Below are 20,679 nucleotides of genomic sequence, written 5' to 3'. Positions count from 1 at the left end.
AGACTCAGGGAGAGCACCCATGTCGACCACCATCACCATGATCGTACCGATCAAAAATACCATTCCCGGCGTCAGCCACGTCTTCAGCGCGCCGGGCCATCAGGGCGAATTGCTGATGGCCAAACCGGTCAACAACCAGCCGGAAGGCGGCAAGGCGAAGAAAAGCGAAGGCGCCAGCGGCAATGACGAACCGGAAAATCTCAACGAAAGCCGCGCCTCGGCACGCATCAAGGCGCTGAACCGGCAGATTCAGGCTCTGCAGCAAAAGCTGGTGGAGCTGAAGGACTCCAGCGCCGATCCCAAAGAGATCGAGAAGCAAAAGCAGCTGATTGAAGCACAGATCAAGATGTTGCAGGCCGAGATCGCGCGCATCCAGAAAGAAGAAATGGAAAAGCAGCAACAGGAGCAAATGGAAAAAGCCGCGGCGCAATCCGGCGACGGCGTAAACCGCCCGACGCCGCTCAACGCGGTGGACGTCTATATCTGAATCAATATTCGGCGTTTTCCTGCCGGCGCTGGTGCAGCAGCGCCGCCTGCTGACGCGCCACCTGCCAGATGGCCTCCGCCGCTGGCGTCAGCGAGCGGTTCTTGCGCCGCACCAGCATCAACGCGCGATTGATCTCCGGCACCAGCCGCCGTACCCGGAGCCGCCCCCCTTCCGGCAGCGGCAGCGCCAACGCCGGGAAGATACTGATGCCAATCCCTTCCGCCACCATCGGGAACAGCGTAGCCGGATGACCGATTTCCTGCACCACCTGCGCCTCGACGCCCTGCTGCCTCAGCGCGCTGTCGATCAACGGCCGGCTGCCCGACGCGTAATCCTGCAACACCAGGCGGCAGCCGTTTAACGCCGACCAACGCACCTCTTGACGCGCAGCAAACGGGTGATCGTCGCGGCACAGCAGCAGGAACGGTTCATGCAGCACCGCTTCGCACTCCAAATCCACCGCCTGCACCGGATCGACCACGATGCCGAAATCCACCTCGGCATTGCGCACGCTGTGCAGCACCTGCTGCTGCGCCTGATCGCGCAGCATGATGCGTATCTCCGGATATTCGCGCTCGCCGGCGGCGATGCACTGCGGCATCAGATGGGCGGAAATGGTCTGGCTGGTCGCCACCCGCACCGTGCCGCTGCGCTGTACGCCAAAGCTGCGCGCATCCAGCAACGCGGCCTGCAGTTCGTCCAGCAGCCGTTCGACCCGGTTGGCCAGCCGCAGGCCGGCGTCGGTCAACACCACTTCACGCGTGGTGCGATCCAGCAGGCGCACGCCGACCTCCGCCTCCAGCTCTTTCACGCTGTGGCTGACCGCCGATTGCGTCAGGCCGATCGCCTCACCGGCGCGGCTGAAGCTGCCGTGGCGGGCGACAGCGACGAACACCCGCAGCTGTTTGAGTGAGTAATTCATGTGTTTTATTCATAGATGAATTAAATAAATCAATTTAATTATTATATACCCACGCGGGAGAATAGCCCCATCGATTTTCTACCCGAGCGCATCGCCATGAGATTCCTACCCGATCGTTTTACCCTGACGCTGATCGCCACCGTGCTGCTGGCTTCTTTCCTGCCGGCGCGCGGCGAGTTCGTCGGCTGGCTCAACGCCCTGACCATCGCCGCCATCGCCCTGCTGTTCTTCATGCACGGCGCCAAGCTGTCGCGCGAGGCCATCCTGGCCGGCAGCAATAACTGGCGGCTGCATCTGTGGGTGATGTTCAGCACCTTCATCATTTTTCCGGCGCTGGGGATGCTGTTCGCCTGGTGGGCGCCGATCGACGTCAGCCCCGAGCTGTACGCCGGTTTCATCTACCTGTGCATCCTGCCCGCCACCGTGCAGTCGGCCATCGCCTTCACCTCGCTGGCGGGCGGTAACGTGGCGGCGGCGGTGTGCAGCGCCTCCGCCTCCAGCCTGCTGGGGATCTTCGTATCGCCGCTGTTGGTCGGCCTGCTGATGAACGTGCACGGCGATACCGGCAGCCTGCGGCAGGTGGGCTCGATCGTGCTGCAGCTGCTGGTGCCGTTCGTCGCCGGCCACCTGCTGCGGCCGCTGATCGGCGGCTGGATCGAGCGCCATCGCCCGCTGATCGGCAAAACCGACCAGACCTCGATTCTGCTGGTGGTGTACGCCGCCTTCAGCGAGGCGGTCACGCACGGCATCTGGCATCAGGTGGGGATCGGTTCGCTGGCGTTTATCGTCGGCGGCAGCATCGTGCTGCTGGCGATCGTGCTGGTGGTGAACACCTACATGGCGCGCTGGCTCGGGTTCAGCAAGGCGGACGAGATCACCATCGTGTTCTGCGGTTCGAAGAAAAGCCTGGCGAACGGCATTCCAATGGCCAATATCCTGTTCCCGGCGGCGACGGTGGGGATCATGGTGCTGCCGCTGATGGTGTTCCATCAGGTGCAGTTGATGACCTGTGCGGTGCTGGCGAAAAGGTATCAGCGCAAGCAGCGGGCGCAACAGGCGGTGCCCAACGCCAACGTGCAGGCATCGCGCGGGTAAAAAAAGACGGGCCGAGGCCCGTCAGATCAGCTTTTTTTCAGCGGCTTGACCAGGTGGTCAAGCCCTTCGATTTTAATCGCCAACGTCATCTCCATCAGCATGCCGAGCTTGCCTTTGGGGAATTCGCCCTTGCGGGCGAACCACAGCAGGTACTCTTCGGGCAGGTCGATCAGCACCCGCCCCTGGTACTTGCCGAACGGCATCACGGTATTGGCGATCTCCAGCAGGTTTTCCTTTTCCATCAGTCACCCAGCAGGCGGATCATTTCCGCTTCGTCGATCACGGCGATACCCAGCTCCTGCGCCTTCGCCAGCTTGGAGCCGGCCGCTTCGCCGGCGATCACCAAATCGGTTTTCTTCGACACGCTGCCGCTGACCTTGGCGCCCAGCGCCGTCAGGCGATCTTTGGCCTCGTCGCGCGACAGCTGGCTCAGCGAGCCGGTCAGTACCACGGTTTTGCCGGCGAACGGGCTGTCTATCTCTTCCGCGACCACCACCACCGGCGCCGGCCAGTGGATGCCGATCTCGGCGCCCACCAGCTCGTCGATCACCTGCTGATTGAGCGCTTCATCGAGGAAATTGCGGGTGTGTTTGGCCACCACTTCGCCGACGTCCGGCACCTCTTTCAGCGCCTCGATATCGGCGGCGAACAGCTTCTCGAGCGATCCGAAATGCGCCGCCAGGTTGGCGGCGGTCGCCTCGCCGACCTCGCGAATGCCCAGCGCATACAGGAAGCGAGCGAAGGTGGTCTGTTTGGATTTCTCCAGCGCATTGACCAGGTTCTGCGCCGATTTCGGCCCCATGCGATCCAGGCCGGTCAGAATGCCGGCGGACAGACGGAACAGATCGGCCGGGTTCTTCACGTACTCTTTGTCCACCAGCTGCTCGATGATCTTGTCGCCCATGCCTTCAACGTCCAGCGCGCGGCGGGAAACGAAGTGCTTCAACGCCTCTTTGCGCTGCGCGCCGCAGATAAGACCGCCGGTGCAGCGCGCTACCGCCTCGCCTTCCACGCGCTCAACGTCGGAGCCGCACACCGGGCAGTGCAGCGGGAACACCACTTCGCGCGCATCCTGTGGCCGACGGTCTTCCAGCACCCCCACCACCTGCGGGATGACGTCGCCGGCACGGCGCACGATCACCGTATCGCCGATGCGCAGCCCCAGACGCTCAATTTCATCGGCGTTGTGCAAGGTGGCGTTGCTGACGGTCACCCCGGCCACCAGCACCGGCTCAAGGCGCGCCACCGGCGTAATCGCGCCGGTGCGGCCAACCTGAAACTCCACTTCGCGCACCACGGTGATCTGCTCCTGCGCCGGGAATTTGAACGCCGTCGCCCAGCGCGGCGCACGCGCCACAAAGCCCAGCGTTTCCTGCAGATCGATATCGTCAATCTTGATCACCACGCCGTCGATGTCGAAACCGAGCTGCGCGCGGTCCTGCTCGACCTGGCGATAAAACGCCAGCACTTCCTCGCTGCCGGTGCGGCGTTGGGCGCGATCGCTGACCGGCAGACCCCAGGCCTTGAACTGCATCAGGCGCTCAAAATGGCTGCGCGGCAGCTCGCCGCCTTCCAGCAGGCCGACGCCGTAGCAGAAGAAGGTCAGCGGGCGTTTGGCGGTAATGCGCGGATCGAGCTGGCGCAGCGAACCGGCGGCGGCGTTGCGCGGGTTGGCGAACACCTTGCCGTCTTTGCGGCGGGCTTCTTCGTTCATCTGTTCAAAACCGGCCTGCGGCATGAACACTTCGCCGCGCACTTCCAGCCGGCGCGGAATGTTGTCGCCGGTCAGGCGCAGCGGGATGGCGCGGATGGTGCGAACGTTAGTGGTGATGTTCTCGCCGGTGGTGCCGTCGCCGCGCGTCGCCGCGCGCACCAGCTCACCGTCTTCGTACAGCAGGCTGACCGCCAGGCCGTCCAGCTTCAGCTCGCAGCAGAAGGTCAGCGGATCGCTGCTTTTGAGCCTATCCTGCACGCGCTTGTAAAACGCCAGGAAGCTTTCTTCGTCGAACACGTTGTCCAGCGACAGCATCGGCACTTCGTGACGCACCTGGTCGAACGCCGCCAGCGGCGCGGCGCCCACGCGCTGGGTCGGTGAATCGGCGGTGACCAACTCAGGATGCTCGCTCTCCAGTTCGCGCAGTTCGCGCATCAGGCGGTCATATTCCGCATCCGGCACTTCCGGCGCATCCAGCACATGATACTGGTATTCATGATGGCGCAGTGTGGCTCGTAGTTGATTGATTTGTTGGATTATCGATTCCATGGCTCACCATCAAAGATAAAAAACCCCCGGCTAGCGGGGGCTTTGTTGTTACGGATGTTCAGTGCGCGCGGCAACCCGGTCAGGCGTTGTTTTCCAACACTTCACGGATACGCGCTTTGTAGGTTTCCAGCTTCTGCGGCGTCATCATGCGGCGCTCGTCGTCCAGCACCACGCCGCCCACGTCGTCGGCGATGCGCTGTGCCGACTGCAGCATCAGCTTGAAGTTCTGATTGGCGTCGCCGTAAGACGGCACCATCATGAACATCGACACACCCGGTGTGGAAAAGTCGGACATCATGTCAGGATCGAACGACCCCGGCTTGACCATGTTCGCCAGGCTGAACAGCACCGGGCCGCTGCCGGCCGGGCTGATATGGCGGTGGAAGATGCCCATCTCGCCAAACTGGAAGCCCGCCTGCAACACGCTCTGCAGCAGCACTTCGCCGCCGATTACGCCGCCCTGATGGGCCGCGACGTGCAGCACCAGCACGGTCTCTTTCAGCTTGGCCTGAATGGGCGCAGCCGCCGGCTGTTGTGGCTGTGGCGCAGGCTCCTGCGCCGGCTTCACTTCCGGCGCCTGCTGCACAGGGGCCGGCTCGGCGTGGAATGCCGGTTCCGCCCCCTGCGGCGCCTCATGTTCATGCGGCAGATCGTCGACGCGCGGCTCACGGCGCGCGGCCGGTTGCGGTTGCTGCGGCTCGGCCTGTTCTTCGTCCGGCGCGTAGTTGTTCAGCAGGATGTCATCATACTCCGGCCGCTGAGACAGCGGAGGCGGCGTCTGATGGGCAGCCGGCTGAACGGCGCGGGGCGCAGCCGCCGGAGCGGGCTTCGGCGCGGCCACGGGTTCTTCGCGTGCGGCATCGAAATGGCCAAATGACGGCTCGTCTTGCGGGTGAGCGGCGCGTACGCGCACTTCACCGACGCCTTCTTCGAGATCGTCGATCGGAGTTTGTTCACGTTCCTTTTGGGAACGTTTGGCTGGGCGATCGCGGAAGAGCGCTGACCGTTCTTTGCGACTGGTCCACAGACCGTGCAATAACAGCGCTATTATGGCGATCGCGCCAACAACGATTAATATCAGACGCAAATCCTGCATCATTGCTATCTCTGTTGTTCCAATACATTGCCACCGCGGCAAACATTCACTCTTTAACTCTATTTGCCCGCGCACACAAGTGCAAGTCCGTGCTGAACTTTATGCCAATAAAGATGATTATACTGCCTTTTTCTGCTGGTTTTTCAGCCAACCCTACCCTAGCCAGTGGAAAATCATCCCTATATGATAATGATGCCTGTTCAGACAACGAGATAACTTAAGATATGTCCTATACGCAGCCCCCTGCCCGCTCAACCAGCGGCATTCACTATTTCGCCGAAGGCTGGCGCCTGATTTCGCGCCCGGGGATTAAACGCTATGTGGTCCTGCCGTTGCTGGTCAACGTGCTGCTGATGGGCTCCGCTTTCTGGTGGCTGTTCAGCCGGCTCGGCGACTGGATCCCGGCGATGATGAGCCACGTTCCCGACTGGCTGCAATGGTTGAGCTACCTGCTGTGGCCGCTGGCGGTCATTTCGGTGCTGCTGGTGTTCAGCTATCTGTTCAGCACCATCACCAATCTGATTGCGGCGCCGTTCTGCGGCCTGCTGGCCGAGCAGCTCGAAGGCAGCCTGACCGGCAAACCGCTGCCGGACACCGGCCTGCTCGGCATCGCCAAAGATCTGCCACGCATCATGGCGCGCGAATGGCGCAAGCTGATGTATTACCTGCCGCGCGCGCTGCTGCTGCTGGCGTTGTACTTCGTGCCCGGCATCGGCCAGACGGTGGCGCCGGTGCTATGGTTCCTGTTCAGCGCCTGGATGCTGGCGATCCAGTATTGCGACTATCCGTTTGACAACCACAAGGTGAGCTTTGCCGACATGCGCCGCGCCTTACGCCAGCACAAAACCGACAACCTGCAGTTCGGCGCGCTGGTCAGCCTGTTCACCATGATCCCGATCCTCAACCTGGTGATCCTGCCGGTCGCCGTCTGCGGCGCCACCGCGATGTGGGTCGATCGCTACCGCTCGCAATTCGTCCGATAACCGCCGCTTTTTACCGCCGTTAGCGCGGGAATTTTCGACAGGGCGCGCATTTCGCGCCCTTATCATTGTGCTTAAAACTTATTTCCTAATAACATATAGATATACCAATTCTTTACTTCCCTGCCGGTACTGTTAGCGTATGCTTTCGATGTTCCCCACATTTTCATAGAGTTAAAGGACGGGCTATGAGCAAGATATATGAAGACAACTCATTAACAATCGGCCATACGCCGCTGGTTCGTCTGAACCGTATCGGCAACGGACGCATTCTGGCCAAGGTTGAATCACGCAACCCGAGCTTCAGCGTCAAATGCCGCATCGGTGCCAATATGATTTGGGATGCGGAACAACGTGGTGTGCTGACCGCCGGTAAAGAGCTGGTGGAGCCGACCAGCGGCAACACCGGCATCGCGCTGGCCTTCGTGGCCGCCGCGCGCGGTTACAAGCTGACGCTGACCATGCCGGAAACCATGAGCATCGAGCGCCGCAAGCTGCTCAAGGCACTCGGCGCCAATCTGGTGCTGACCGAAGGGGCGAAAGGCATGAAAGGCGCTATCGCCAAGGCCGAAGAGATCGTCGCCACCGATCCGAACCGTTACCTGATCCTGCAACAGTTCAGCAACCCGGCCAACCCGGCCATCCATGAAAAAACCACCGGCCCGGAAATCTGGGAAGACACCGACGGTGAAGTCGACGTGTTCATCTCCGGCGTCGGCACCGGCGGCACGCTGACCGGCGTCAGCCGCTACATCAAGAACACTAAAGGCAAGGCCATCACTACCGTGGCGGTCGAGCCGACCGACTCGCCGGTCATCAGCCAGGCGCTGGCCGGTGAAGAGCTGAAACCGGGCCCGCACAAGATCCAGGGCATCGGCGCCGGCTTCATTCCAGGCAACCTCGATCTGGACCTGGTGGATCGCGTCGAGAAGGTCTCCAACGACGAAGCCATCAGCATGGCGCGTCGCCTGATGGACGAAGAAGGCATCCTGGCGGGCATCTCCTCCGGCGCAGCGGTCGTGGCGGCGGTGAAACTGGCCGAAGAACCGGCGTTCGCCGACAAGACCATCGTGGTGATCCTGCCCTCTTCCGGCGAACGTTATCTGAGCACCGCGCTGTTTGCCGATCTGTTCACCGAGCAGGAATTGCAGCAGTAATTCCACCACTGCACAAATCGCTAAAAAAGCACCCTGCGGGGTGCTTTTTTGTGGACTGGATCAAACTTTATAGCAGTCCAAGATTGCTTTTGCCCGTCGGCTTTAGTATTTAACGGTGCATTATTTCGATGCGCAAAATTAATCACCCCCCGAGCCCGGTCAAGGCTGAATCGATTTACTCATCTGTCGCCGACGCGTCGAATCGGGCATAATGGGGAGCGGATTGGAACGACGTCTAAAGCCGAGTTTTTTGATCTGAAGTGCCTAACGCGTCGTTTTCTGTTGCATCAACGTTCGCCCCTGTCCATAGTCAGGCGCTATAACCAGACAAGCTAAAGTCAGGCCCCTGGGCTAAACTTTAGCTCCACAACATTAATCCAATAAGTTGGGGAAACATCAATGTTCCAGCAAGAAGTTACTATTACCGCTCCGAATGGTCTGCATACTCGCCCTGCCGCTCAGTTCGTTAAAGAAGCCAAAGGCTTCACGTCTGACATCACCGTGACCTCCAACGGCAAAAGCGCCAGCGCTAAAAGCCTGTTCAAACTGCAAACTCTGGGGCTGACTCAAGGGACCGTAGTGACCATCTCCGCTGAAGGTGAAGACGAGCAGAAAGCCGTTGAGCACTTGGTAAAACTGATGGCAGAGCTTGAGTAATCGGCCCGTCTTTTTAGTTAACACCAGTCAAGAGTAAGGTAGGGTTATGATTTCAGGCATTTTAGTATCACCGGGCATCGCTTTTGGTAAGGCTCTCTTGCTGAAAGAAGACGACATTGTCATCAACCGGAAAAAAATCTCTGCTGATCAAGTAGAGCAGGAAGTCTCGCGTTTTCTGGCCGGCCGCGCGAAAGCGTCCGAACAGCTGGAAGCGATCAAGACCAAAGCTGGCGAAACCTTCGGCGAAGAGAAGGAAGCTATCTTCGAAGGCCACATCATGTTGCTGGAAGACGAAGAGCTTGAGCAGGAAATCATAGCCCTAATCAAAGACGATCTGGCCTCCGCAGACGCCGCCGCCTACACCGTGATCGAAGGTCAGGCGAAAGCGCTGGAAGAGCTGGACGACGAATACCTCAAAGAGCGCGCCGCCGACGTGCGCGACATCGGTAAGCGCCTGCTGCAGAACATTCTGGGCATGCCGATCGTCGATCTGGGCTCCATTCAGGACGAAGTGATCCTGGTGGCCACCGATCTGACCCCGTCAGAGACCGCGCAGCTGAACCTGGACAAAGTGCTGGGCTTCATTACCGATCTCGGCGGCCGGACTTCCCACACCTCTATCATGGCGCGCTCCCTGGAGCTGCCGGCGATCGTCGGTACCAGCGACGTGACCAAGCAGGTGAAAAACGACGACTACCTGATTCTGGATGCGGTTAACAACAAAATTTACGTTAACCCGACCGCTGACGTTATCGATCAGCTGAAAGCCGCCCAGAACCAATACATCACCGAGAAAAACGATCTGGCCAAGCTGAAGGACCTGCCGGCGATTACGCTGGACGGCCATCAGGTTGAAGTCTGCGCCAACATCGGCACCGTGCGCGACGTCGCGGGTGCAGAGCGCAACGGCGCGGAAGGCGTCGGCCTGTATCGTACCGAGTTCCTGTTCATGGACCGCGACTCGCTGCCGACCGAAGACGAGCAGTTCCAGGCTTATAAAGCCGTGGCGGAAGCCATGGGCTCGCAGGCCGTGATCGTCCGTACCATGGACATCGGCGGCGACAAAGACCTGCCGTACATGAACCTGCCGAAGGAAGAGAACCCGTTCCTCGGCTGGCGCGCCATCCGCATCGCGATGGACCGCCGTGAAATCCTGCACGCCCAGCTGCGCGCCATCCTGCGCGCCTCGGCGTTCGGCAAACTGCGCATCATGTTCCCGATGATCATCTCCGTGGAAGAAGTGCGCGATCTGAAAGGCGAAATCGAGACGCTGAAAGCGCAGCTGCGCGAAGAAGGCAAGGCGTTTGACGAGAGCATCGAAGTGGGCGTGATGGTGGAAACACCGGCTGCGGCGGTCATTGCTCACCACCTGGCGAAAGAAGTCGACTTCTTTAGTATTGGGACAAACGATCTAACCCAGTATACTCTGGCGGTAGATCGCGGCAACGAGCTGATTTCTCATCTCTATAACCCGATGTCCCCATCAGTGCTTGGCCTGATCAAACAGGTTATTGATGCATCTCACGCGGAAGGCAAGTGGACCGGCATGTGCGGCGAACTGGCTGGCGATGAGCGTGCTACACTGTTGTTATTGGGCATGGGGCTGGATGAGTTCAGCATGAGTGCGATTTCAATCCCGCGCATCAAGAAAATTATTCGTAACACGAATTTCGAAGATGTGAAGGCGTTGGCAGCGCAGGCCTTGGCACAGCCAACGGCACAAGACCTGATGAATTGCGTCAATAAATTCATCGAAGAAAAAACGCTCTGCTAAACTTCCACGACACTGGAACGCCGCCCAATTTAATGCTTAGGAGAAGATCATGGGTTTGTTCGATAAACTGAAATCTCTGGTTTCTGATGACAAGAAAGACACGGGCACTATCGAGATCGTCGCTCCCCTTTCTGGCGAAATCGTCAATATCGAAGATGTGCCGGACGTAGTGTTCGCTGAAAAAATCGTTGGCGACGGTATCGCCATCAAACCGGCCGGCAACAAAATGGTTGCTCCGGTTGACGGCACCATCGGTAAGATTTTCGAAACCAACCATGCATTCTCTATCGAATCCGACAGCGGCATTGAGCTGTTCGTCCACTTCGGCATCGATACCGTAGAACTGAAAGGCGAAGGCTTCAAACGCATCGCCGAAGAAGGCCAGCGCGTCAAGAAAGGTGACGTGGTTATCGAGTTCAACCTGCCTCTGCTGGAAGAGAAAGCCAAGTCTACCCTGACGCCGGTCGTTATCTCCAACATGGACGAGATCAAAGAGCTGATCAAACTTTCCGGCAGCGTGACCGTTGGCGAAACCCCGATCATCCGCATCAAGAAGTAATCGCGAATGAGCAAGAAAAACGGCGCCCTCGGCGCCGTTTTTTTTTATCTCCTTCGTCGTATCCCGATTTCGCTACGTTATGACGGCCAGCGCGGGATACGCAGGGTAATGACCAGCCCCTCTTTATCGCCGTTGCGCGCCTCAACCTGGCCGCCGTGCGCCAGCACCACCTTGCGGGTGATCGCCAGCCCCAGGCCGTACCCCTTGCCCGACAGCGCTGACTTCACGCGCACGAACGGATCGAAAATGCTCGACAGCTTCGCCTCCTCGACTCCCGGCCCCTGATCGCTGACCGCGATCTGGAACTGGTTATCAACGCGCGTCAGCGCCACCGTCACCCGCTGGCCGTGGCTGGAAAAGCGCAGCGCATTACGCACGATGTTATCCACCGCTCGCCGCATCAGCTCCGCATTGCCCTTGACGGTGTACTCCACGTCCGACTCGGCCTGCAGCACGATATCCACGCCGGGCACCTGCGCCTCGTAGCGTGCATCGCTCACCACCGCATCCACCAGGCCGTACAGATCGAAATACTCCTCGTCCGGCAGGCTGCTGTGTTCGGCGCGCGACAGCGCCAGCAGCTCGCCGATCATCTTATCCAGCCGCCCCGACTCGTGTTCGATGCGCTTGAGCGAGGTTTCGACGTTGCCGGCATTCTGCCGCGCCAGGCCGATCGCCAGCTGCAGGCGCGCCAGCGGCGAACGCAGCTCGTGCGAAACGTCATGAAGTAACTGCTCGCGGGCGCTGACCAGCAGCTCCAGCCGCTCAGCCATGGTGTCGAAATCGCGCGCCACGTCGGACAGCTCGTCATGACGGCGGCGCATTTTCGGGAACAGCCGCACCGACAGATCGCCCTGCGCCACCCGATCCAGGCCACCGCGCAGCTGACGCATCGGCCGGGTCAGGTTCCAGGCCAGCACGGCGCTGAACAGCAAACCGCCCAGCCCGCCGACCCACAGCATCGGCGCAGGAATGTTGAAGAAATGGGAACGCCGCTCCGGCCGATACTCTTCCCGCAGCCCGCGCACGTTATAGCTCAGCCAGTATCCCTGCCCTTCCCCGGTCTGCACCCAGGCAGAGATTTCCTTCGGCATCCGCCGCCCTTCAAATACCGGTTCTTCCGGCGCGGGCGGCGGCGGTTGGGTCATCGGCGTCACCGACAGCAAACGCCTGTCGTCCTCGGGCCAATCGCGCATCAGGGCTTCCAGCGCCGGCATGCCGCCGCTGCGCAACTGGGTAGCCGCCGAGGTCAGCTGCAGGCCGATGACCCGCCGCGCCATAGCGTTCTCCGGCGGCACATAGCGGTCGCCATACAAAGAAAACGCCACCCACAGGGCCTGCGTCATGATGAGGAAGGTCAGCCAAAAGCCGAGCAAAATTTTCCAGAACAGTCTTCCGCGCATGTCAGGTTACCGAATGCGATAGCCGATGCTGCGCACCGTCTCGATGCTCAGCGTATTACCGGCCAGCGCGCTCAGCTTCTGGCGGATATTGCTGATATGCACGTCCACGCTGCGATCATAGGCCTCGCGCGGGCGCCCCAGCCCCTTCTCGGACAATTCATCCTTCGACACCACGCGATCCGGCGCGCGCAGCAACAGCTCCAGCAGATTGAATTCCGAAGCGGTCAGATCAAACGCCTTACCGCGCCATTCGCTGCTGCGGGTTGAAGGGTTCAGCGTCAGCTCGCCGAAGCTGATGGCGGCTTCGTCGTCCGCCTCCTGCGGCCGCTCTTCGAAACGGCGCAGCACCGCGCGCAGACGCGCCACCAATTCGCGCGGGTAGCAAGGTTTGGGCATGTAATCGTCGGCGCCCATCTCCAGGCCAATCACCCGATCGATGTTGTCGCCTTTGGCGGTCAGCATGATGATCGGCAGCCGGCTCTTTTTACGCACGTCGCGCAGCACGTCGATGCCGCTCATGTCCGGCAGCATGATATCGAGGATCATCGCGGTATAGTCGCCCGACAGCGCGCCCTCTACCCCCGCCTTGCCGGTCAGCACCAGCGTGGCGTCGAAGCCTTCGCCCGTCAGGTATTCGCTCAGCATGGTGCCAAGCTCCAGGTCATCGTCGACCAGTAAAATTTTCATGCCTTGCTCCTTCACCGATTTTCGTTATTTTCCCGCCAATTCCGCCGGCCCGCAGCCGGTTTTACTCAATCCTTACACATCGCGGTTCGCGTCTCGCCACCGTTATTGTGGCTGCTGTCGCGCGATTTCTCTACTTCTGTCAGGGTATTGGCGTACAGACAGGCTCCGGCCACCGCCCAGGCGGGCCGGCTATGCCGTCGGTCAAAAGGAAAGTGAGAAGGGTTTTCCCGGCGGAACACACCGCCGGGAGGGCACATTCAGTCGAACACGCCGGTGGAGAGGTAACGGTCACCGCGATCGCAGACGATCGCCACCACGACGCTGCCGGGGTGGGCCGCCGCGACGCGCAGGGCGCCGGCTACCGCGCCGCCGGAGCTGACGCCGCAGAAGATGCCTTCACGCTGCGCCAGCTGGCGCATGGTCTGCTCGGCATCGCGCTGCTCGATATCCAGCACCTGATCCACCAGCTCCGGGCGGAAAATGCCCGGCAGGTAAGCAGGCGCCCAACGGCGAATGCCGGGGATGCTGCTGCCTTCGGCCGGCTGCAGGCCGATGATCTGCACCTGCGGATTCTGGCTCTTCAGGTAACCGCCCACGCCGGTAATGGTACCGGTGGTGCCCATGCTGGAAACGAAGTGCGTGATGCGTCCTTCGGTCTGGCGCCAAATCTCCGGGCCGGTGGTGGTGAAGTGGGCGTAGGGATTGTCGAGATTGTTGAACTGATCCAGCACCTTGCCCTGCCCCTGACGCTGCATCTCCAGCGCCAGATCGCGCGCCCCTTCCATCCCCTGCTCACGGCTGACCAGGATCAGCTCGGCGCCGTACGCGCGCATCGCCGCCTGCCGCTCCAGGCTCATGTTCTCCGGCATCAACAGCTTCAGCGTATAGCCTTTGAGCGCGGCGATCATCGCCAGCGCAATGCCGGTATTGCCGCTGGTGGCCTCGATCAGCACGTCGCCGGGCTTGATCTCGCCGCGCAGCTCCGCCTGCTGGATCATCGCCAACGCAGCGCGATCCTTCACCGATCCCGCCGGGTTATTGCCTTCCAGTTTGACCCATATCTCGCTGCCCGCCTGGGCGGCCAGCCGTTGCAGTTGTACCAGCGGGGTGTTCCCGATGCATTGTTCGAGCGTTGTCACGATCTTTGCCTGTGTTGATGTGCGTAAAGTAAAAAGGCAACCCGGGGGTTGCCTTGAAGAAAAGGGCAGCTAAAACCTATCAGGCGCTTTTGGCTAACGCAACAGGTTGCAGCAGTTGATCGCCGGCATACAGCCGCGCATTGAGGCTGCCGACGTAATAACGGCCGCCGCGCACCGGGGTTGGATTGCCTTCCGGCAACACCACGCCGATCGGCTCCTGATGCCAGCCGATCGGCTGCACCGTCAGCTGCCAGAAGTGGCCACGCGGGTTGACTTCCAGCACCTGCACCGGCAGCGGGCAACGCTCGCTGCTTTCGGTCGCCACTTCCATTTCCCACGGGCGCAGGAACAGATCGACGCTGCCCTGGTGCATCGGCTGGAACGACAGCGGCCACTGGTGCGCGCCGACGAACAGCTGGGATCCGCGAATTTCGCCGTTCAGGCGGTTCACTTCACCCATGAACTCCAGCACGAAGCGGCTGGCCGGTTCGCGCATAATCTCTTCCGGCGACCCGACCTGTTCGATATTGCCCTGGCTCATCACCACGATGCGGTCGGCCACTTCCATCGCCTCTTCCTGATCGTGGGTGACGAACACGCTGGTGAACTTCAGCTCTTCGTGCAGCTGACGCAGCCAGCGGCGCAGCTCTTTGCGCACCTGCGCATCCAGCGCGCCGAACGGTTCGTCCAGCAGCAAAATTTGCGGTTCCACCGCCAGCGCGCGCGCCAACGCCACGCGCTGTTTCTGGCCGCCGGACAGCTGAGACGGATAGCGGTTGGCCAGGTGGCCCAGCTGTACCATTTCCAGCAGCTGGGTGACTTTCTGTTTGATCGCCGCGGCGTTTGGCCGCTCGCGGCGCGGCAGCACGGTCAGGCCGAAGGCGATGTTGTCGAACACCGTCATGTGGCGGAACAGCGCATAGTGCTGAAACACGAAGCCTACGCGCCTGTCGCGCGCATGCATGTGGCTGACGTCGGTGCCGTGGAAGCCCAGCTTGCCGCCGCTCTGGCTTTCCAGCCCGGCGATGATCCGCAGCAGCGTGGTCTTGCCGGAACCGGACGGCCCGAGCAGCGCCACCATCTCGCCGGAAGCAATATCGAGCGAGATATCGTTCAATACCTTGGTGCGACCGAAGTACTTGTTGATGCCGTTAATCTCAATGCTCATGATTTTCCTCCCGCTCGAGACGCGCGTTTTGACGTTCCAGACGCCACTGCAGCGCACTCTTCAAAAATAGGGTAACGATCGCCATCAGGGTCAACAGGGCGGCGGCGGTAAAGGAGCCGACGGTGTTGTAATCCTGCTGCAACAGCTCGACCTGCAGCGGCAGGCTGTAGGTTTCGCCGCGAATCGAACCGGACACCACCGACACTGCGCCGAACTCGCCGATGGCGCGCGCGTTGGTCAGCACCACGCCGTACAGCAGCGCCCAGCGAATGTTGGGCAGCGTCACGCGGCGGAACATTTGCCAGCCGGACGCCCCCAGCAGAATCGCGGCCTCGTCTTCCTGGCTGCCCTGGCTGAGCATCATCGGCACCAGCTCGCGCACCACGAAGGGGCAGGTAACGAAAATGGTCACCAGCACCATGCCCGGCCAGGAGAACATGATCTGGATGTTATGCGCATCCAGCCAGCCGCCCAGCAGGCCGTTGCTGCCGTAAAACAGCAGGTAAATCAGCCCCGCCACCACCGGTGAAACAGCGAACGGGATATCGATCAGCGTCAGCAACAGCTGGCGGCCGGGGAAGGTGAAGCGCGTCACCAGCCACGCCAGCAACGTGCCGAACACCAGGTTGAACGGCACGGTGATCAGCGCGATCAAGACCGTCAGCCAAATGGCGTGCAGCATGTCCGGATCGAGCAAGTTGCTCCACATCGCGCCGAACCCTTTGGAAAAGGCCTCGGCGAAAATCGACATCATCGGCACCACCAGCAGCAGCACCGAGAACAGCGCGCCGATGGCGATCAGCGTCCACTTGCCCCAGTTGACGCGCGGGCGCTCGGCGCCGTTGAAGGCGGAAACATCGGCCATCAGTGCCCTCCTCCCAAACGTCTGCCGAAGCGGCTTTGCAATACGTTAATGCTGAACAGCAGCAGCAGCGACGCCGCCAGGATCACCGAGGCGATGGCGCTGGCCGCCGGATAATCGAACTCCTGCAAACGCACGAAAATCATCAGCGAGGTCACTTCCGTCTTCCAGGCGATGTTGCCGGCGATGAAAATCACCGCGCCGAACTCGCCCAGGCTGCGGGTAAAGGAGATGGCGGTGCCGGCCAGCAATGCCGGTGCCACCTCGGGCAACACCACGCGGCGGAAACTCTGCCAGCGCGTAGCGCCCAGCGTCTCGGCCGCCTCTTCGTATTCCGGCCCCAGCTCTTCCAGAACCGGCTGCACGGTGCGCACCACAAACGGCAGGCTGGTGAACGCCATCGCTACCGCGATCCCAAGCCAGGTAAAGGTGACCTTGATGTCGAAGTGCGCCAGCCACTGACCGTACCAGCCAGTGGTGGAAAACAGCCCCGCCAGCGTCAGGCCGGCCACTGCGGTCGGCAGTGCGAACGGCAGATCGATCAGGCCGTCCAGCAGCGAACGGCCGGGAAAACGGTAGCGCGTCAGGATCCAGGCCATCAGCATGCCGAACACCGCGTTGAACAGGCTGGCGACGCCGGCCGCCAGCAGCGTCACTTTATACGCCGCCACCACCTGCGGGTTGGAAATCACTTCCCAGTATTGCGCCAGGCTCATCTGTGCCAGCTGCATCACCAGCGCGGTGAGCGGCAACAGCAGGATCAAACAGGTATAAAACAGGCTGCTGCCGAGGCTGAGGCCAAATCCGGGCAGCACCCGCTTACTGGACGACAACGCCAACATTTACTTGCGCCCTGCCGCTAACAGCTGATCCAGCTCGCCGCCGGTGGCGAAGTGGGTTTTCATCACCTGCGGCCAGCCGCCGAACTGGTCTTCCACGCGGAACAGTTGGGTGTCCGGGAATTGCCCCTTCGCCGCCGCCATCGCTTTCTGGTCATACACGCGGTAGTAGAAGCTGGTGATCACCTGCTGCGCCGCCGGGCTGTAGAGATAGTTCAGATAGGCTTTGGCCGCCTGTTCGGTACCGTTGCGCTCGACGTTTTTGTCGACCCAGGCCACCGGGAACTCCGCCAGAATATCGACCGGCGGCACGATCACTTCGTACTTGTCCTCACCGTACTGCTTGCGGATGTTGTTCACTTCGGACTCGAAGCTGATCAGCACGTCGCCCAAGCCGCGCTCGACGAAGGTGGTGGTCGCGCCGCGGCCGCCGGTATCAAACACCAGCACGTTCTTCAGGAAGCGGGTCATGAAGGCGCGGGTCTTGGCCGGATCGTTGCCGTCGGCCTGATTGGCGGCTCCCCAGGCGGCCAGATAGGTGTAACGGCCGTTACCGGAGGTTTTCGGGTTAGGGAACACCAGCTTCACGTCGTCGCGCACCAGATCGTTCCAGGTATGGATGCCCTTCGGGTTGTCCTTGCGCACCAGAAACGCCATGGTGGAATAGAACGGCGAGCTGTTGTTCGGCAGGCGCGCCTGCCAGTCCGCCGGGATCAGCTGCCCGCGATCGTGCAGGATCTGCACGTCGGTCACCTGGTTGTACGTCACCACGTCGGCGCGCAGGCCTTGCAGGATCGCCAGCGCCTGCTTGGAGGAACCGGCGTGCGATTGTTTGATGGTCAGCTTGTCGTTCGGATGCTGTTGATTCCACTGCTGTTCAAAGCCGGGATTCAGCGCGACGAACAATTCACGGGAAACGTCATAAGAGCTGTTCAGCAATTCCGCCGCCGACGCGGTGCCGCTCGCCAACAGCGCAGCCGCCAGCCAACCTTTCAGCACGAGATTTTTAACCCGGTTTTGTTTCATTCTGCACCTTATCACTGAGTCATTCCTTCAGGCTTTCGCCTTATTGACGACCAGTGTATTTATAACTCGGTGCGGAGCTGTAACGCTTTTATATACCGTTTAGTGATTTACAAGCATCAAACGCTATAAGGCAGGGAATGCGAGGCGTTTTCGGGGCGGGAAAACGGGCCGAAGCCGGGCGCGCCGGCTTCGGCAACGGCGTCAAAGTGACAGCAGGCGCGTCAGCGATGGCGCAAAGTAGTAGCTGCCGGTAACCGCACGGCTGAAACGCAGCATCGCGTCGCGTTTGCCGTCCAGATCGCCGAACATGCTCAGCAGCTGCTGCTCGATATTGTGCAGGCGTGCGCAATAGGCGATGAAGAACAGGCCATGCTTGCCGCTGGCGGTGCCATAAGGCAGGCTCTGGCGCAAAATTTTCAGGCCCTTGCCGTTCTCTTTCAGATCGACGCGGCTAACGTGCGAGGTATCCGGGCGCTGATCGGCCGGCAGCTCTTCGCTGTCGCGCTTGGTGCGACCGATGATCTGCTCCTGCTGTTCGGTGGTAAAACGCTGCCACTGGCGCAGGTTGTGCTCGTAACGTTGCACCAGCACGTAGCTGCCACCTGCGTCCTCTTCGCCTTCGGCAATCGTCGCCACTGCCGGGCGCTGCTCGCCCTGCGGGTTTTCGGTACCGTCGATGAAACCGCTCAGATCGCGCTCTTCCACCCAGCGGAAACCGTGGGTTTCTTCTTCAATCTTGATGGCGTTGCCGAACGCCGCCAGCGCCGCCTGCGCCAGCGTGAAGTTGACGTCGTGACGCAGCGACTGAATGTGGATCAGCATATCGCGCTGGGTGGCCGGTGCCAGCCCTTTGCCGAGCGGCGTGAACGGCTTCAGCTCTTTCGCGCCCTGGCCGTTGGAAAGATCGTGCCAAACGTCATAGCCGAAAGCGATCACCGCGCCGAGGCGCGCATCGGGAAACTGCTGCTGCAGCTCGCTCAGCGTCTGACAAAACTGTTTGCAGCCCTGGCGCAAGTCGGCGAATTCGCCCTGCACGGTGGCTTCCATAAAAATGGCGAAACGGCAGTGCTCCAGCAGAATGCCGCTCTGAACCTGTGTCATGTTGTTATCCTCAATACCAGAATCCGGCAACAGGTAAGGTATGGCGGTTGACGCGCGGGTTCCCTGTTACAAACGCGCGCTATCATACCGCAAGCACGGGCGATTGCCTTGCAGCAGCGCAAAGAAAATAGGGGTAATGGCTTGAAAAGGCAGGCGCCGCGAACCGGCGCCCGTTGAACACATTACTGCTGCGGCTTGGCGTGCCAGATGATTTTGCTGACCGTCCAGCTTTTCAGGGTGTCGTCCGGCGGAATGATATCCTGTGCCCCGGCCCACTTGCCGCTGAAGATATAGGTAACGTACTTGCTCTGCTCCGCCACGCACTCCACTTTGCCGGCGTCTTCGCCGCTGCCCGGTTTACAGGAGCCAAACGCCTTGCTGTACATATCGCCGAACGGCGTGCCGAGCTTGTTGCCCCACTCCGTCGCCACTTTCTGATCCATTACGTCTACCCGCTGCACGTGCCCTTTCGGCTCCCCGGTGATCACCAGCTTCACTTCGTCGCCGGACAGCGCCTGGTAATAAGAGACGATCTGGCCGTTGCTGGTCGCCATGCCGCCGCGCAGGCGGTAGTTGCCGTCCAGCCCGTCGTTGATGGCGCTTTCCGACATCGGCGTGCCGGCGTTGAGCTTGCCGACGCCCTTGGCGCCGACCTCCAGGCTGCTGCCGAACCAGTTGAACGGCGACAGGCTGGACCAGGAGAAATTGGACATGCTCGAACAGCCGGTCAGTAACAGCGGAAGCCCTAACAACAGGGGGCGAATATTCATCTCTAGCTCCTTAAACATCAATGGCACGGGGCGGTGACCCGCCCCTGCCGCACTCGGCGTTTTGCTGCGTGCCAGCCTCTCACAACGGCCCGCACTACGCCAACGGTTGCCAGCTTGGAGTGCGGAAAATGCGAAAAGTGCCGCACTTCTCGGCAATTAGTCGACGTGCTCCACCGGCGCAAAACAGGCTTTCAGGCGCGCATTCAACAGCAGATAGCTCAGCGCCAGCGCATCGAGCAGCGCCAACGCCAGCTCCAGCCCCGGCGCATCGCCGTCCTGGCGCCACAGGCTGAACAGCGAGCCGCCGAGCGACGCCAGCACGGAGATAATCAGCCCCCAACGCCAGCCGCGCCACAGCCGCGGCCATTGGTGGCGGCGGCCGCTCAGCAAAAACGCCAGCGCCGCCGGCAGGCCGAGCAGCATGCCGTACCAAAAGCGTTGGGTATCCGGATAAAACAGCGCCAGCAAGCTTTCACCCTGCTCACGCGAAGCGCCGGCCATCACGAACAGCAGCCAGGTGCGCGCCTGCAAAATCAGCACGGCCCAAAATCCCAGCGGCAGCCGCAGCGCGCCGTGCTGGTCGTAATCGTCCGGGGAAAACCGGGGTGAGAATGGCTTCAACGATCGTTCCTTGCCAACAGAAAAAAGACTATGGCTACAGATGGGCGCCGGCGATGGGAATTTCAATGCGTCG

General features: G+C 60.9%; 21 protein-coding genes. 7 read left to right on the top strand and 14 right to left on the bottom strand.

The window, feature by feature from the left end:
• Positions 1-19 precede the first annotated feature (19 nt).
• Complete coding sequence (locus EKL15_RS17355) at positions 20-487, top strand: FlxA-like family protein (RefSeq protein ID WP_203090104.1); 468 nt, start codon at positions 20-22, stop codon at positions 485-487.
• Position 488: 1 nt separating this feature from the next.
• Here EKL15_RS17355 and EKL15_RS17350 read toward each other — a convergent pair whose 3' ends face one another.
• Entirely contained in the window at positions 489-1,409 is a 921-nt protein-coding gene (locus EKL15_RS17350) for a LysR family transcriptional regulator (RefSeq protein ID WP_086580266.1), read from the bottom strand.
• A 96-nt stretch (positions 1,410-1,505) separates the two neighbouring features.
• On the opposite strand from EKL15_RS17350, the gene EKL15_RS17345 reads away from it, so the two are divergent.
• Positions 1,506-2,504, top strand: coding sequence for a bile acid:sodium symporter family protein (locus EKL15_RS17345; RefSeq protein WP_147840453.1), 999 nt, complete (start codon positions 1,506-1,508; stop codon positions 2,502-2,504).
• Between the two features lie 26 nt (positions 2,505-2,530).
• Here the strand turns inward: EKL15_RS17345 and EKL15_RS17340 are convergent, their stop codons facing one another.
• The 3 genes from EKL15_RS17340 to zipA all read right to left on the bottom strand — a co-directional run bounded on the left by EKL15_RS17340 (position 2,531) and on the right by zipA (position 5,866).
• Entirely contained in the window at positions 2,531-2,746 is a 216-nt protein-coding gene (locus EKL15_RS17340; protein WP_004936441.1) for a DUF3820 family protein, read from the bottom strand.
• Entirely contained in the window at positions 2,746-4,767 is a 2,022-nt protein-coding gene (ligA, locus tag EKL15_RS17335) for an NAD-dependent DNA ligase LigA (protein WP_169318658.1), read from the bottom strand. Before ligA ends, EKL15_RS17340 begins: the two co-directional genes overlap by 1 nt.
• A gap of 79 nt (positions 4,768-4,846) precedes the next feature.
• Positions 4,847-5,866: a cell division protein ZipA gene (gene zipA, locus EKL15_RS17330; protein ID WP_203090101.1), complete on the bottom strand. Its 1,020-nt coding sequence runs from the start codon at positions 5,864-5,866 to the stop codon at positions 4,847-4,849.
• 221 nt (positions 5,867-6,087) lie between these two features.
• Here zipA and cysZ point away from each other — a divergent pair, with 221 nt between their 5' ends.
• From cysZ to crr, 5 genes are all read left to right on the top strand, one after another.
• Positions 6,088-6,846 (top strand): sulfate transporter CysZ, encoded by a 759-nt coding sequence (cysZ, locus tag EKL15_RS17325; RefSeq protein WP_049198406.1) that lies wholly within the window; start codon positions 6,088-6,090, stop codon positions 6,844-6,846.
• Positions 6,847-7,031: 185 nt separating this feature from the next.
• The gene (cysK, locus tag EKL15_RS17320) at positions 7,032-8,000 is read left to right on the top strand and encodes a cysteine synthase A (RefSeq protein ID WP_038881303.1); all 969 of its coding nucleotides are present in this window, start codon (positions 7,032-7,034) and stop codon (positions 7,998-8,000) included.
• Between the two features lie 399 nt (positions 8,001-8,399).
• Positions 8,400-8,657: a phosphocarrier protein Hpr gene (ptsH, locus tag EKL15_RS17315; RefSeq protein ID WP_004936458.1), complete on the top strand. Its 258-nt coding sequence runs from the start codon at positions 8,400-8,402 to the stop codon at positions 8,655-8,657.
• 46 nt (positions 8,658-8,703) lie between these two features.
• The gene (ptsI, locus tag EKL15_RS17310; RefSeq protein ID WP_015378671.1) at positions 8,704-10,431 is read left to right on the top strand and encodes a phosphoenolpyruvate-protein phosphotransferase PtsI; all 1,728 of its coding nucleotides are present in this window, start codon (positions 8,704-8,706) and stop codon (positions 10,429-10,431) included.
• A gap of 49 nt (positions 10,432-10,480) precedes the next feature.
• Positions 10,481-10,990 carry a PTS glucose transporter subunit IIA gene (crr, locus tag EKL15_RS17305; RefSeq protein WP_004936467.1) on the top strand — a complete coding sequence of 170 codons (510 nt, stop codon included), beginning with the start codon at positions 10,481-10,483 and terminating at the stop codon, positions 10,988-10,990.
• A 77-nt stretch (positions 10,991-11,067) separates the two neighbouring features.
• Here the strand turns inward: crr and EKL15_RS17300 are convergent, their stop codons facing one another.
• From EKL15_RS17300 to EKL15_RS17255, 10 genes are all read right to left on the bottom strand, one after another.
• Positions 11,068-12,393 carry an ATP-binding protein gene (locus tag EKL15_RS17300; protein ID WP_060419835.1) on the bottom strand — a complete coding sequence of 442 codons (1,326 nt, stop codon included), beginning with the start codon at positions 12,391-12,393 and terminating at the stop codon, positions 11,068-11,070.
• A 6-nt stretch (positions 12,394-12,399) separates the two neighbouring features.
• On the bottom strand, positions 12,400-13,080 hold the full coding sequence (locus tag EKL15_RS17295) for a response regulator transcription factor (protein WP_038881296.1): 681 nt from the start codon (positions 13,078-13,080) through the stop codon (positions 12,400-12,402).
• A 257-nt stretch (positions 13,081-13,337) separates the two neighbouring features.
• The gene (gene cysM, locus EKL15_RS17290) at positions 13,338-14,219 is read right to left on the bottom strand and encodes a cysteine synthase CysM (RefSeq protein ID WP_203090099.1); all 882 of its coding nucleotides are present in this window, start codon (positions 14,217-14,219) and stop codon (positions 13,338-13,340) included.
• Positions 14,220-14,298: 79 nt separating this feature from the next.
• Positions 14,299-15,387, bottom strand: a complete 1,089-nt coding sequence (gene cysA / locus EKL15_RS17285; protein WP_100396461.1) for a sulfate/thiosulfate ABC transporter ATP-binding protein CysA — start codon at positions 15,385-15,387, stop codon at positions 14,299-14,301.
• Positions 15,377-16,252, bottom strand: coding sequence for a sulfate/thiosulfate ABC transporter permease CysW (gene cysW / locus EKL15_RS17280; RefSeq protein WP_019453851.1), 876 nt, complete (start codon positions 16,250-16,252; stop codon positions 15,377-15,379). Before cysW ends, cysA begins: the two co-directional genes overlap by 11 nt.
• The gene (gene cysT, locus EKL15_RS17275) at positions 16,252-17,091 is read right to left on the bottom strand and encodes a sulfate/thiosulfate ABC transporter permease CysT (protein ID WP_019453852.1); all 840 of its coding nucleotides are present in this window, start codon (positions 17,089-17,091) and stop codon (positions 16,252-16,254) included. Before cysT ends, cysW begins: the two co-directional genes overlap by 1 nt.
• Entirely contained in the window at positions 17,092-18,114 is a 1,023-nt protein-coding gene (locus EKL15_RS17270; RefSeq protein WP_203090096.1) for a sulfate ABC transporter substrate-binding protein, read from the bottom strand.
• 201 nt (positions 18,115-18,315) lie between these two features.
• Complete coding sequence (locus EKL15_RS17265) at positions 18,316-19,215, bottom strand: Dyp-type peroxidase (protein ID WP_038881282.1); 900 nt, start codon at positions 19,213-19,215, stop codon at positions 18,316-18,318.
• A 182-nt stretch (positions 19,216-19,397) separates the two neighbouring features.
• A complete protein-coding gene (locus EKL15_RS17260; RefSeq protein ID WP_038881279.1) occupies positions 19,398-19,985 on the bottom strand; it encodes an RpoE-regulated lipoprotein in 588 nt (195 codons plus the stop codon).
• A 156-nt stretch (positions 19,986-20,141) separates the two neighbouring features.
• Complete coding sequence (locus EKL15_RS17255; protein WP_100396463.1) at positions 20,142-20,606, bottom strand: DUF2919 domain-containing protein; 465 nt, start codon at positions 20,604-20,606, stop codon at positions 20,142-20,144.
• Positions 20,607-20,679 lie beyond the last annotated feature (73 nt).

Origin of the sequence: Serratia sp. 4542, from assembly GCF_016805595.1 — a bacterium.
Taxonomy (GTDB): Bacteria; Pseudomonadota; Gammaproteobacteria; order Enterobacterales; family Enterobacteriaceae; genus Serratia; species Serratia nevei.
This window is presented reverse-complemented; position numbering and strand designations above follow the sequence as displayed.